The following is a 12,982-nucleotide window of genomic DNA, read 5'->3' on the forward strand; positions in this document are numbered from 1 at the left end:
AGCCTGCTCCCGGCACAGCACGTAGAGCGCATGGTGGATGCGATCGAGCGTCCGGTCCTCGTCCCAGCGTCGCAGGTAGTCGTTCACCGTGCTGCGTGGGGGCAGGTCCTTTGGCAGAGCGGCCCACTGGCAGCCGGTGCTCAGGATGTACATCACCCCATCCAGTACCGCGCGTTCGTCGACCGACCGCCTGTTGCCGCTGCGCTTCGCACGCGGGATCAGCGGGCCAACGATCGACCATTCTTCGTCGGTCAGATCGCTCGGGTAGCGCAGCTTGCTGCGGTCGTATCTGAGCCGGTTTTCGGGCGTCCACATGAACGCTCTTCTTCCTCAACCCGCCGCCAGGAGCCAATCACAACCGATTCAAATGACGCTACCTGTTCCCGGATGGACACTGAGGTGCGAAGCGCCGGAGACGCTTGCGTGGTCAACCTCCTCCCTTCAGCAAACCTCGCAAGGCACTTCTTGCGGCGATCTCAGATCCAGGGCTTTTTCGCCCACATGGCGCGGAACCGCGCGTCCTGCTCCAGCAGGGAGACCGCGTAGGGTTCGCCTACCACTATCCTCAGCGGCTGCTGGGTGCGGGCGCAGAGGGCAATGTACTCCGGATCGCGCGAGACCTTGTCGATGGCGGCCGAGATCCGGGCCGTGACCTCCGGCGGGATGCCGCGCGGTCCGACGAAGCCGCGCAGGCTGCCGATGCTGATGTCGAAGCCCTGCTCCCGGAAGGTCGGCAGGTCTGGCGCCATGGAGGAACGTTCCTCGGCCATGACGCCCAGCATCCGCCAGGGCTGGCCGGTGGACATGACCAGCGCCTCCCCGAGATTGGCGGCGGCGCCCACCACCTGCCGCTGGCCGAGTGCCAGCACTCCCTGCGGCAGGGCATTGTAGATGACGGTGGAAAAGGTGACGTCCGCCGCCATCTCCAGCATCCGCACGCTGAGAAAGCTGGTCGATCCGCGCCCCTGAGCGGCGATGGTCACGCCGTCCGGATCTTTCCGAGCGGCCGCCACCAGCCCGGCCACGTCTCGGATGCTGCTGTCGGGATGCACAGCGATCACGGCCGGGTCGTCCACGAGGCTGGCGACGAAGGTGAAGCTGTCCAGTGACCAGCGCGGGTTCCGCTCGATAGGGATAGTGACAAGGCCGGGCGTATTGAGGATGCCGTAGGTGTAGCCATCGGGCTTCGCATCGGCGACGGCGTTGATCCCCACCTCGCCCCCGGCGCCGGGCCGGTTCTGGATGACGAAGGGTTGGCCCAGCTCACGCTCCAGGAATTGCCCGAGGGTGCGCGCGGTCACGTCGTTTCCGCCGCCCGCGGCGAAAGGCACCACCAGCGTCACGGGATGGTCCGGCCAAGCGGCACGGGCGATGCGCGGCACGGCAAGGCCCGTGGTCGCGAGAGCGAGCCCTTTCAGCGCGGCTCGGCGGGTGGTACGGGTCATCGGGGGCCCTTCTGCTTGGAGCGGCGTCAAGTGGAGGTTCAGCGGGTCCATGGCGCAGCCTGCCACATCTTGCGGTAGGACTCGTCCATGCGCCGGAGGGTGGCAGCATATCCAGCGCGGGGAAGGTAGGAGACGGGCTGCATCGTGCGCGCGCAGACGGCTAGATAATCCGGGTTCGCCATCACGCGGCCGATTGCGGCCGAGAGGGTGTCCAACACGGGTTCGGGTACGCCTTTTGGCGCGCCGATGCCGCGCAGGCTGCCCATCTCGATATCATAGCCTGCTTCCCGGAAGGTTGGCAGGTCGGGAGCCAAGGAGACGCGTTCCGGCGCCATGACGCCGAGCGGGCGCCAGGGCTGGCCGGCCGTCATCATCATGCTCTCGCCGAGATTGGCGGTGGAGGCCACGACGTCGTGCTGCGCCAGTGCCAAGATAGACTGAGGCCCGGCAAGGTAGGTCACCGGCTCGAACCGCACGCCCGCCGTCAGTTCCAGTAGCCGGACGCTGAAGTGGCTCGCCGAGCCGAGACCCTGCGTGGCGACTGTCACTGTTCCCGGCTGACACCGCGCGGTGGCGACGAGGTCGGCGATGCTGCCGATGGGGCTGTCCGGGCGTACGGCGATCACCGCTGGGTCGTTCACGATGCCAGCAATCGGCTCGAAGCTGTCGAGCGTCCAGCGCGGCCGGCGCTCAATCGGGATGGTCACGATGCCTGGGGTGGAGAAGTTGCCGAGCGTGTAGCCGTCGGGCCTGGCGTCGGCGACGGCATTGAGCCCTATCTCGCCGCCCGCGCCCGGGCGGTTCACCACCGCGACCGGCTGCCCCAGCTCCCGCTCCAGGAAGCCCGCAAGGGTGCGCGAGGTGATGTCGTTCCCGGCACCTGCACCGAAAGGGACGATGAGCGTCAGCGGCCGCTCCGGCCAGGACGCGGCGCGGCTCGGGTGGGGCGCGGCCAGGGCGGCCAGGCCTATGCCCAGGCCTCGGCGCGACACGGTAGGGCGCCAGTTAGGGGAGGACATGGGCTCGGGCTCCACAGACGCGGCTCCGGCCAGCAACAAGGCTGGGCGGAGGAGAGAACAGGGCTGTGTGCACTGGCGAAGCGCGGCTGAGGATCCTCTTCCCGGGACCGAAATACCTTGGCCACAATGGTATAAAGCTATTATACCACCGCTGCCAAGCGATCCGAGATCGTCTTGGGGAGAGAGTGCACGTGCAGAGAACGGAACTCGCGACCGCTGCCGCCCCGCCCGCCGGCAGCATGGCCGACAATGCCTATGCGCACCTGCACGAGATGCTGCTGACGCATCGTCTGCCACTCGACCAGCCGATCTCCGAACGTATCCTTGCCGCCGATCTCGGCATTTCACGCACCCCTCTGCGCGAGGCGCTGCGGCGCCTGGAGGGAGAGGGCCTGCTTGAGCGTCTACCAGGCGGCGTGCTCCGCGCCCGCCGCATCACGGTCGAGGAGTTCCTGGAGATCCAGCAGCTCCGACGCCTGCTGGAGGGCGAAGCCGCCGCCGCCGCCGCTGGGGCGGTGGAGGCCGAAATGCTCGCCTCGCTGCGCGCCCGGATCGCCGCTGTCCTCGCCGCGCCTGACAGTTGCCCCACCGGGAGGCAGGAGCGCCGATTGGAGATCGACCTGGACCTGCACCGGGCCATCGCCGCGGCGGCCGGTAGCGCCACCTTGGCGCGCCTGCTCGAGGATCTGCGCCGGCGCATGCTGCTCTTCACCACCCCGCGCACGCCCGAGCGGCCGGAGGATGTCTACGCGCAGTATGAGGCGATCATCGATGCCCTCGCGAAGGGCGACCGGGAGGCAGCACGGGCGGCGATGGTGGGGCACGTGGATGCCCTTCGCGCTAGCATCCTGCGTCATCTGGCCACCTTGTGAGAATTGCCCCGTGAGCGCCGCGGCACCAGGGATTCTCGTCGTCGGGGCCGGTGTGGCTGGGCTCTCGGCGGCGCTGCACCTGATACGCGCGGGGCAGGCTGTCACGGTCCTCGACCCCAGCCCGCCGGGGACCGGTGGCGCCTCCTTCGGCAATGCCGGCATGATCAGCGCGGCGGTGGTGGCTCCGGCCTCGGTGCCGGGGATCGTCCGCCAACTCCCGCGCTGGCTGCTGGACCCCTCCAGCCCGCTCGCCTTCCGGCCCACGCGCCTACCGGGCGCGCTGCCGTGGCTGCTGCGCTGGCTCGCGGCAGGGCGGCTGGGGCGGGTGCGCTCCATCTCCGCCGCGCTGCACGCGCTACACCGCGATTCCTTCATCGAGTGGCGTGACCTTCTTGGTGCTGCCGCGGCGGACACCCTGCTACGCCCTTCCGGGCAGGTTTTGGGCATGGAGGCTGCCGCACGGCCGGCCGCCGCGGCGCTGGACCGGGACTTGCGCGAGGCGGCCGGGATCTCATCCGAGCTGCTGGACCGCCCGGCGCTAGAGGCGCTCTTCCCCGGCCTCGCACCCTCCGTGGGGCGCGGCCTGCTGCTGCCGGGCAACGGCTACTGCGTGAACCCCGGCCGCCTCGTCGGCCTGCTCGGTGATACCATCCGGCGGGAGGGCGGGACGATCCTTCCGGAGCGGGTGTGGGCCCTGCGGCCCGAAAGGGATGGCTGGTTGGCCACCACCGAATCCGGCGGCCACCGCGCCGCGCGCGCCGTGGTCGCGGCCGGCGCCTGGTCCTCCGCGCTGCTGCGTCCCCTCGGCCTGCGTCTGCCGATGGAGGCGGAACGCGGCTATCACGCGATGCTCCCCGATCCTTCGGTCGCGCTGCCCATGCCGATCTCGGTGCGCGCCCGCGGCCTCGGCCTGGCGCCGATGGAGCATGGGCTGCGGGCGGCGGGGCTGGTGGAGATCGCGGGGCTCGACGCGCCGCCCGATTTCCGCCGGGCGGAGCGCCTTGTGGCCGGGGCGCAGGCCTTGTTCCCCGGGCTTCGGCACGGGCCGCCGAGCCTGTGGATGGGGCCGCGTCCCGGCCTTCCCGACAGCCTGCCGGTTATCGGTCCCCTCCCGCGGCGCCAGGGCCTCTCCCTCTGCACGGGTCACGGCCATTTCGGCCTGACCAGCGGCCCGGTGAGCGGGCGGCTCCTCGCCGCCCTCCTCACCGGGTGCCCGCCGCCCTTCGACCCCCAACCCTATGCCCCGTCCCGCTTCAGCGGGCTGCGCCGATGATGCGCCAGGAACGGACCCCCATGCCCGACGAGAACCCCACCCCGCTTCTTTTTACGCCGATGACAATGCGCGGGGTCACGCTGCGCAACCGCATCGTTGTCTCGCCCATGTCCCAGTACTCCGCAGTGAATGCGGAGCCGACGGACTGGCACCTCGTCCATCTCGGCAAATTCGCCATGGGCGGCGCGGGGCTGGTCTTCTGCGAGGAGACCTCTGTCTCCGAGCGCAGCCGCAAGACCTATGATTGCCCTGGCATCTATACCGACTCCCAGGCGAAGGCGTGGCGCCGCATCACCGACTTCATTCGGACGCAGGGCGCCGCCTCCGCGATCCAGCTCGGCCATGCCGGGCGCAAGGTGGCGACACGCGCGCCGTGGGACGGCTTCGCGCCGCTGAGCGAGGCGGACGCGGTGGCTGGCCGCGCGCCCTGGTCTGGCCTGGCCCCCAGCCCCATCCCCTTCCGCGAGGGCGCGATGGTGCCGAAGGAGATGGACACGGATGACATCCGTACCGTCATCCAGGCCCATGTAGACGCGGCGAAGCGCAGCCTCGACGCCGGGTTCGACGTGATCGAGATCCACGGTGCGCACGGCTACATCATCCAGCAGTTCCTCTCTCCCGCGACGAACCAGCGCAAGGATGGCTACGGCGGCGACCGTGCGGGCCGGATGCGCTTCGGGCTAGAACTGATCGAGGCGGTGCGCGCCGCCCTGCCAGACTCCGTGCCGCTTCTCTTCCGTGTCTCCTGCGTGGATGGTGGCGGCTGGGGAATGGACGACACGGTTGTGCTCGCGGCCGAGTTGAAGCGGCGCGGGGTGGATGTGCTGGACTGCTCCTCCGGCGGTATCGAGGGTCCGTTGACGCTGCACATCGTGCCGCGCGTGCCCGGCTACCACGTGCCCTTCGCCGACCGGATCAAGCGCGAGACCGGCATCCCCACCATGGCGGTCGGCCTCATCACCGAGGCACACCAGGCGGAGGGCTACCTCCGGGACGGATCCTGCGACCTCGTGGCGCTGGCGCGCGAGATGATGTGGGACCCGAACTGGCCCGTCCACGCCGCCGCCGCCTTGGGCTTGCCGAAGCCGCACGAGCTGCTGCCGCGCCCTTATGCCTGGTGGCTGCAGCGTCGCGAGGACGTGCGCGCGCTGGGTCGTGGCGTCTGAGAGGAGCGGCCGATATGGACGCCACCCAGCTTCCCGAGGGCACCACGCTCCTCATTACCGGTGCGAAGGTGCTGCTGCCGGGAGCGGACTGGCACATGCCGGGTACCGCCGACATTGCCATCGGTGGCGACCGCATCCTCGGTACCGCCGAACGCTTTGAGGCCCGCCCGGGCGAGGCGCCGCCGGAGACGCTGGACGCGCGTGGCCATCTGGTGATGCCGGGCTTCGTCAACGCGCACTACCACTCCCACGACGTGCTGGCGAAGGGCACGCTGGAGGAGGTGCCACTGGAGCAGTGGCGCCTTTACGCCCTGCCGGCGCAGTACCCGCCGCGATCCGTGGCGGAGGTGCGGGCGCGCACCATGCTGGGCGCGCTGGAATGTCTGCGCAGCGGCATGACGACCGTGCAGGACATGCTCACCCTCTATCCCTTCGATCCGGCGCATCTGGATACCGTGATCAGGACCTATGAGGAGCTGGGCATCCGCGTCGTCTTCTCTCTGCAGTACGGGGACCGGAAGGGGCTGGATACCGTGCCCTTCTGGAAGGAGATCTTCCCGGCGGAGCTGCACCCGCTGCTCTCCTCGGCCGCAGAACCGGAGAAGAACTTCGACCTACTCTCCTACTTCGAGGCGAACTGCCTGAAGGCGCAGGCGCGCAGCACGGTGCACTGGGCCCTCGGCCCCTCCGCACCCGAGCGATGCACGCCCGGGCTGATGGCGCGCACGACGGAGCTGGCGAAGCGGTATGACCTGCCGGTCTACTCCCACATCTACGAATCCAAAGGCATGGCGCTGCAGGCGCGGCACGAGCTACAGCAGTACGGTGGGTCCCTGATCCGCCGTCTACACGCGGAGGGCGCGCTGGGCCCGCACATGAACTTCGCCCACTCCGTTTGGCTAGCACCGGACGAGATCGAGATCCTGGCGGAGACCGGCGCGGGCACCGTGCTGAACCCGCAGGGCAACTTGAAGATGAAGTGCGGTATCCCGCCCATCCGCGGGCTGATGAACGCCGGCGTCCGCATCGGGCTGGGCTGCGACAATTGCTCCTGCTCCGACGCGCAGAATATGTTCGTGGCGATGAAGCTCTTTTCGTTGCTCTCCACCGTCAGCGACGTCATCAAGGGCCCGCCCCCAGCAATCCCTGCACTGAGAGCGGCCACCGAGGGCGGGGCGGATGGTGCGCGGCTCGGCCACCTGATCGGCCGCATCGCGCCGGGCTACAAGGCGGATCTGACAGTGATCGACCTCGCCGATCCCAGCTTCGTGCCGCTGAACAGTATGGCTCGCCAGCTGGTGAACGTGGAGGCCGGCCGTGCCGTTCGCCACGTGATGGTGGACGGCAAGTGGGTGCTGAAGGACCGCCGCGTCACAACCGTGGACGAGCGCGCGATCTTTGAGGAGGTTGCGGACGTCATGCCAACCTTCCGGCAAGACTTTGCCGAGATCACCGCCCGCGTCGCCCGCCTCCAGCCCTGGCTGGACCAAGCGCAGATGCGAATGGATGCCTCCGACGTCGCCATCCAGCGCCTGCCGCAGCTGAGCTGATGGACGGTCTCGCGCCCGCCGAGGGCTGGATCGGCACGCGCCTTCTCCGCAAGGAGGATGCGCGCTTCCTCGCTGGCAAGGGTCAGTTCCTGGCTGATATCCGCGTGCCCGGCGTGGAGGACGTCTGCTTCGTTCGCAGCCCCGTGGCGCATGGGCGGCTGAATGGGATCACCAAGCCCGCCGGCGCGGTCTTCGCTGCGGGGGACCTGCCGCCCTTCCAACCCCTGCCGGCGGGGCCGGACCTGCCCACCTACCGCACGGTCCCCTACCCGCCGCTCGCGACTGACATGGTCCGCTTCGTCGGCCAGCCGGTCGCCGCCTGCCTCGCACCCACCCGCGCCGAGGCGGAGGATCTGGCGGGGTTGGTGGAACTGGACATCGCAGAGCTGCCCGCCGTGGTGGATGCGCGGGAGGCAATGCGCCCCGGCAGCCCCATGGTGCATGCGGGCTGGCCGGACAACGCCTTCATCACCAGCGGCGCGAATGGCGGCGAGTTCGAGTCGATGCGCGCTGCCGCCGCCATCAGCATCCGCCGCGACCTGCGGATGAACCGGCAGGCCGTGGTGCCGCTGGAGTCGCGTGGCGTGCTCGCCTACTGGGACCACCGGTTGGACGAGCTGGTGGTCTACCTTTCCAGCCAGGCGCCGCACGTTATGCGGATCGGGCTGGCGCAGGTGCTCGGCCTTTCGGAGCACCGGCTGCACATCATCGCCCCCGACGTGGGCGGCGGCTTCGGCGCGAAGAACCGGCTGATGCCGGAGGAGATTGTGGTCTGCGCTCTTGCGCTGCAGCGCGGCACGCCCGTGCGCTGGCTAGAGGACCGGCGAGAGAGCTTCCTCTCCGCCCCTCAAGCGCGCGAGCACCGCTACGACCTGACGCTGCATGCGGACGCGGAGGGGAACCTCCTCGCGCTGGAGGGCGAGGTGCTGATCGACGCTGGCGCCTACGCCCTTTGGCCCACCGGCGCCTTCGCCGAGGCGAGCATGGCCGTGCGCAACCTCACCGGCCCCTACCGCATCCCCGCCATCCGGCTGAGGAACGCGACGGTGGCCACCAATAAGCCGCCCATGGGTGCCTATCGCGGCGTAGCCCGCCCAGGCGCCTGCTTCGCCATCGAGCGGATGATCGACGAGGTGGCGCGGGCGTTGGGCATGGAGTCCGCCGAGCTTCGCCGCCGCAACCTGCTGACGCCGGAGGAGCTGCCGCATCGCACGGCCGGCGGGATGCGTCTGGACAACGGTGATTACCCCCGCGCGCTGGAGACGGCGCGCGAGATGATTGGGCTGGACGCCGTCCGCGCCCGCCAAGCGGCCGGGGAGCCGGATGGCCGCCGCGTCGGTGTCGGCTTCGCCCTCTACGCCGAGCAGAGCGGGCACGGACTGAAGGAATGGGCCCGCCGCGGCGCCCGCGTGCTGCCGGCCTACGACACCAGCACGGTGCGGCTGATGCCGGACGGCTCCGCCCAGGTGCTGGTGGGCATTCAGAGCCACGGCCAAGGACTGGAGACCACCCTTGCCCAGATGGCCGCCACCGCCCTGCACCTGCACCCCGACCGCATCGCCATCCGCCACGGTGACACCGCCGTCAGCCCCTTCGGCTTCGGCACCTTTGCCTCCCGCAGCACCATCTTCGCGGGCGGCGCCGCCGTGCGCGCCTGCCGCGTTCTGGCCGAACGCATGAAGGCCATCGGCGCGCACCTGCTGCAGGCCGATCCCGCCGCCGTGGTGCTGGCCGATGGTATGGTGCGCCACGGCAGCGCCGCTGTCTCCTACGCCGAGATCAGCCGCGCCGCCCATGTGCGGCAGGAACTGCTGCCTGCCGGCATGGACCCGGTGCTGGAGGCCACTGCCACCTACGAGCCGCCGGAGAGCGAGGGCACCTTCTCCTACTCCTGCCACGCCGCCCTGGTGGCGGCGGACCCGCTGACCGGCGCGACCGAGGTCCTGGACTACGTGGTGGCCGAGGATTGCGGGACGATGGTCAACCCGATGATTGTGGAGGGGCAGGTTTATGGCGGCGTGGTGCAGGGCATCGGCACCGCGCTGTTCGAGGAGATCCCCTTCGACAAGGCCGGGCAGCCGCTGGCTACCACCTTCGCCGACTACCACATGCCCTGCGCCTCCGAGATGCCGCGCATCCGAATCGCGCACCTCGTCACGCCCTCCGCCATCACGGAGTTCGGCGTGAAGGGCATGGGGGAGGGCGGGGCGATCGCGCCGCCCGCCGCCATCGCCAACGCGCTTGCCGATGCTTTCCGGGCGGAGGGCTTGGAGTTCAACGAGACGCCGTGCAGCCCGCGCCGTGTCACGGCCGCGTTGGATGCGGCGGGAGTTGCGCCATGAAGCCCTCCGCCATCGCCTGGCACCGGGCGGAGAGCCTGGACGCCGCCGCCGCGATCCTGCAGGACGATGTCTCCGCCATGCCTCTGGCGGGCGGGCAGTCCCTCGTCGTCATGCTCGGCCTGCGCGTGACGGCGGCGGAGCGGCTGGTTGGGATCGCCCACCTGCCGGAACTGGTGGGCGCCTCAGAGGAGGCCGGCCTACTGCGCATCGGCGCGGGCGTGACCCATGCCGCCATCGAGGACGGGCGCATCCCCGACGCGACCGACGGGCTGCTGGCTCATGTGGCCTCGGGCATCGCCTACCGCGCCGTCCGCAACCTCGGCACCATTGGCGGTTCGCTGGCGCTGAGCGACCCAGCGGCCGACTGGCCCGTGGCTCTTCTGGCGCTGGAAGCAACCGTCGTGACCAACACCCGCCGCATCCCGATCAGTACCTTCCTGCAGGGCGCCTACGCCACGCCGCTGGAGCCGGGCGAGCTGATCCGCGCCGTGGAGATTCCGCGCTTTGCTCCCGGCACGCGCTGGGGCGCGGCCAAGATCGCGCGCAAGGTCGGCGCCTTCGCGGATAGCCTCTGCGTCGCCGTCCACCGCCCTGGGGTCGCGCCGCGCATCGCCCTCGGCGCCACGGCCCGCGGCGCGGTGCTGCTACCCGCCGGCACGGCGGAGGCCATCGCCGCGGCCGATCCCGATGCGGACGCCTTTCGCCGCCGCTGCCATCTGGCATCCGTCACCCGCACCCTGAAGAGGATGGAGGCATGAGGCTCGCCTTGCATGTCAACGGCGCGACGCGGACGGTGGAGGCTGAGCCGCGCGACACGCTGGCGGACACGCTGCGCGACGGTGCCGGCCTGACGGCCCTGCATCTGGGCTGTGAGCAGGGCGCCTGCGGCACCTGCACCGTGCTGCTGGACGAGGAGCCCGTGCGGTCCTGCATCGTCCTCGCCGTCACCGCGGAGGGGCGGGAGATCCGCACCCTTGAAGGTTTGGCCGGCGATCCGATGACGGAGGCGCTTAGGCGTGCCTTCCACGAGGAGCACGCGCTGCAATGCGGCTACTGCACCCCGGGGATGCTCGTAACCGCCCGCGACATCCTGCGCCGCTTCCCGCGCCCAGACGAGGCGACTATCCGCCGTGAGCTGGCCGGGCAGATCTGCCGCTGTACCGGCTACATGGGCATCATCGCGGCCATCCGCCGCGCGGGCGAGGCCCTGCACGAGACGGCCGAAGCCGGTGCGTGACGACACCGGCCACAGACCCACGCCAGCACCGCCACCGCTCTCCCAAAAGGTCATGTCCATGCTGAACCGCAAGCAGTTCCTACAGGGCACGCTCGGCGCGCTGATGGCGCCTGCCATCATCCGTACCGCCGTGGCTCAGACCACTGCCATCCGCTGCGTGCTGAATTGGTCGCTGGCCGGCGACACCGCACCGTTCTTCCTGGCGGCCGAGCGCGGCTACTTCGCCGAAGAGAAGCTGGAGGTCACGCTCGACACCTCCAACGGCTCGGGCGACGCCGTCACCCGCGTTGCCTCCGGCGCCTACCAAATGGGCGTGGCGGATGTCGCAACGCTGGTGGAATTCGCCGTACGCCAGCCGAATGTGGTGCCGCGCACTGTCATGATGCTTTTCGACCGCTCACCCCAGGCTGTTATGACCATGAAGCGTAGCGGCATCACCAAGCTCTCCGAGCTGCCGGGCCGCGTCATGGGCATCGGTACCTCCGACGGCGCCTCCCGCCTATTTCCCGCTCTGCTCCGCAAAAACGGACTGGATATCGATAAAATCGAGAAGAAGTCTATCACCCCACCGCTGCGCGAGCCCATGCTGATCACCGGCCAAGTGGATGCCGCCTGCGCCTATGACTTCACGAGCTGGTTCAACCTGAAGGCCCGCGGCGTGAAGCGTGAGGATGTCAATATTATTTACTACGCCGACAACGGCCTCGACCTCTACAGCAACTCCATCATCGCGGGCCGCTCCATCCTGGAGGGGAACCCGGAGGCGGTGCGCCGCTTCACCCGCGCCGCCGCGAAGGGCTGGCGCGACGCTATGGCCGAGCCCGCCGCCGCTGCCGCCGTGCTGAAGAAGCAGTCCGCCCTGATCGACACCGCGATCGAGACGGAGCGCGTCACCTGGATCCGAGATAACGAGGTGCGTACAGCCCACACGCTGCAGAACGGCATTGGGAAGATCGACCCGGAGCGGCTCAAGAGCGACATAGCCACTGTGGCGGCCGGCTTCGGCCTCTCCGCTACCCCGGCACTGGAGGCTATCTATGATGACCGCTTCCTGCCGGAGATCGCGGACCGGGCTATCGGTCTGCGTTAGGAACTATGGGCTAGCGACTGTAGAGATCTGGGTGCCAGGATGGCGAGGTTGCACCCGGTCCAGAGCCGTATCTTCCTCCGCTCTGGGCCGGGTGCCTGCTGTTGGGAAGGGCTCATTCTTATCGGGAGGCTGCAGCCCCCAATAGGGTGACGCACATACGAAGGCTGTAGGGCACGGCCTCTAGCGAGACCTGCAAGCCCGCTCCGTCAGGATCAAATTGAGAGCTGATTGAGGCCGTGCAGCGTCGCTTTCTCACGGCCTTAGCTGCTGGCACAGCTTAGCGGCTCCTTCCGCGCTGAATGTTGAGGCGCTTGGCTTCTTTCCCAAACAGAGCGAAGCGTCGGTGGCGCGAGGGAGACCAACATCCTGCCCCTCTCTCGTCAGGGCTCTGGGTCGTAGGACCTGCCTCATCGGGTCCGCTCCAAGGACTTGACGATGACGAGGCCTTACTCCCACTCAGGCATCAGATCCTCGACGGTGCAGCCCACTGTCCAGCCCCCATGAAGGCTTCTGGGCTAATGCACTGTTGGACATGGTTTGACCTGGCCCCTCACTCTGGTCCAGTTCCTGCGAGCCGATTTTTTTGCCGCAAGTCACCGGATCCCATATGGCCTTTGCTCACCGCGACGATTGGGCGTTGGCAAGTTGATGGGGCGTGGCCGGTAGGAGCGAGCCGGGGCAGTCTGCCTGGATGACCTCAGACCCTTCTACCTACGCTGGGTACCGCTTTCCGGCGGAGATCATCAGCCATGCCGTTTGGCTCTACCATGTGTTCAGCCTGAGCTTACGGGACGTGGAACTGATCCTGGCGGAGCGGGGCGTCACCGTCACCCATGAGAGCATCCGGAACTGGTGCCGCAAGTTCGGTTCGGAGTTCGCCTATAAGCTACGGCGACGCCGGCCGAGGCCGGGTGACACCTGGCACCTCGATGAGGTGTTTCTGCGCATCAATGGCGTGCTCCACGACCTCTGGCGAGCGGTGGACCAG

At 69.0% G+C, this 12,982-nt stretch carries 12 protein-coding genes; 9 read left to right on the top strand and 3 right to left on the bottom strand.

Annotation, left to right across the window (positions count from 1 at the left end):
- From BO39_RS27690 to BO39_RS27700, 3 genes are all read right to left on the bottom strand, one after another.
- On the bottom strand, positions 1 to 315 hold a 315-nt coding region (locus BO39_RS27690), incomplete at its 3' end, for an IS5 family transposase (RefSeq protein WP_043839877.1).
- A 161-nt stretch (positions 316 to 476) separates the two neighbouring features.
- Entirely contained in the window at positions 477 to 1,445 is a 969-nt protein-coding gene (locus BO39_RS27695) for a tripartite tricarboxylate transporter substrate binding protein (RefSeq protein WP_043839879.1), read from the bottom strand.
- 38 nt (positions 1,446 to 1,483) lie between these two features.
- Positions 1,484 to 2,464: a tripartite tricarboxylate transporter substrate binding protein gene (locus BO39_RS27700; protein ID WP_052402954.1), complete on the bottom strand. Its 981-nt coding sequence runs from the start codon at positions 2,462 to 2,464 to the stop codon at positions 1,484 to 1,486.
- A 191-nt stretch (positions 2,465 to 2,655) separates the two neighbouring features.
- Between BO39_RS27700 and BO39_RS27705 the strand changes: the two genes are divergently transcribed.
- The 9 genes from BO39_RS27705 to BO39_RS27745 form a co-directional block, all read left to right on the top strand.
- Complete coding sequence (locus tag BO39_RS27705; protein ID WP_156964050.1) at positions 2,656 to 3,336, top strand: GntR family transcriptional regulator; 681 nt, start codon at positions 2,656 to 2,658, stop codon at positions 3,334 to 3,336.
- Between the two features lie 10 nt (positions 3,337 to 3,346).
- Positions 3,347 to 4,609, top strand: coding sequence for an NAD(P)/FAD-dependent oxidoreductase (locus tag BO39_RS27710; RefSeq protein WP_043839865.1), 1,263 nt, complete (start codon positions 3,347 to 3,349; stop codon positions 4,607 to 4,609).
- Between the two features lie 20 nt (positions 4,610 to 4,629).
- Positions 4,630 to 5,775 carry an NADH:flavin oxidoreductase/NADH oxidase gene (locus tag BO39_RS27715; protein ID WP_043839866.1) on the top strand — a complete coding sequence of 382 codons (1,146 nt, stop codon included), beginning with the start codon at positions 4,630 to 4,632 and terminating at the stop codon, positions 5,773 to 5,775.
- 14 nt (positions 5,776 to 5,789) lie between these two features.
- Positions 5,790 to 7,325 (top strand): amidohydrolase family protein, encoded by a 1,536-nt coding sequence (locus BO39_RS27720; protein ID WP_043839868.1) that lies wholly within the window; start codon positions 5,790 to 5,792, stop codon positions 7,323 to 7,325.
- Positions 7,325 to 9,667 carry a xanthine dehydrogenase family protein molybdopterin-binding subunit gene (locus BO39_RS27725; protein ID WP_043839870.1) on the top strand — a complete coding sequence of 781 codons (2,343 nt, stop codon included), beginning with the start codon at positions 7,325 to 7,327 and terminating at the stop codon, positions 9,665 to 9,667. The genes BO39_RS27720 and BO39_RS27725 overlap by 1 nt, the downstream gene beginning before the upstream one ends.
- A complete protein-coding gene (locus BO39_RS27730; RefSeq protein WP_043839871.1) occupies positions 9,664 to 10,425 on the top strand; it encodes an FAD binding domain-containing protein in 762 nt (253 codons plus the stop codon). Before BO39_RS27725 ends, BO39_RS27730 begins: the two co-directional genes overlap by 4 nt.
- A complete protein-coding gene (locus BO39_RS27735; protein ID WP_043839873.1) occupies positions 10,422 to 10,904 on the top strand; it encodes a (2Fe-2S)-binding protein in 483 nt (160 codons plus the stop codon). The genes BO39_RS27730 and BO39_RS27735 overlap by 4 nt, the downstream gene beginning before the upstream one ends.
- A 58-nt stretch (positions 10,905 to 10,962) precedes the next feature.
- On the top strand, positions 10,963 to 11,994 hold the full coding sequence (locus BO39_RS27740; protein WP_043839882.1) for an ABC transporter substrate-binding protein: 1,032 nt from the start codon (positions 10,963 to 10,965) through the stop codon (positions 11,992 to 11,994).
- Positions 11,995 to 12,685: 691 nt separating this feature from the next.
- On the top strand, positions 12,686 to 12,982 hold a 297-nt coding region (locus BO39_RS27745), incomplete at its 3' end, for a hypothetical protein (RefSeq protein ID WP_043839875.1).

The organism is Roseomonas aerilata DSM 19363, assembly GCF_000711725.1.
GTDB lineage: Bacteria > Pseudomonadota > Alphaproteobacteria > Acetobacterales > Acetobacteraceae > Roseomonas > Roseomonas aerilata.

What these genes read in the sequence shown, in the direction of transcription:
- BO39_RS27695 (WP_043839879.1), bottom strand. Translation starts at nt 1,445, where the DNA reads ATGACCCGTACCACCCGCCGAGCCGCGCTGAAAGGGCTCGCTCTCGCG.
- BO39_RS27700 (WP_052402954.1), bottom strand. Translation starts at nt 2,464, where the DNA reads ATGTCCTCCCCTAACTGGCGCCCTACCGTGTCGCGCCGAGGCCTGGGC.
- BO39_RS27715 (WP_043839866.1), top strand. Translation starts at nt 4,630, where the DNA reads ATGCCCGACGAGAACCCCACCCCGCTTCTTTTTACGCCGATGACAATG.
- BO39_RS27720 (WP_043839868.1), top strand. Translation starts at nt 5,790, where the DNA reads ATGGACGCCACCCAGCTTCCCGAGGGCACCACGCTCCTCATTACCGGT.
- BO39_RS27725 (WP_043839870.1), top strand. Translation starts at nt 7,325, where the DNA reads ATGGACGGTCTCGCGCCCGCCGAGGGCTGGATCGGCACGCGCCTTCTC.
- BO39_RS27730 (WP_043839871.1), top strand. Translation starts at nt 9,664, where the DNA reads ATGAAGCCCTCCGCCATCGCCTGGCACCGGGCGGAGAGCCTGGACGCC.
- BO39_RS27735 (WP_043839873.1), top strand. Translation starts at nt 10,422, where the DNA reads ATGAGGCTCGCCTTGCATGTCAACGGCGCGACGCGGACGGTGGAGGCT.
- BO39_RS27740 (WP_043839882.1), top strand. Translation starts at nt 10,963, where the DNA reads ATGCTGAACCGCAAGCAGTTCCTACAGGGCACGCTCGGCGCGCTGATG.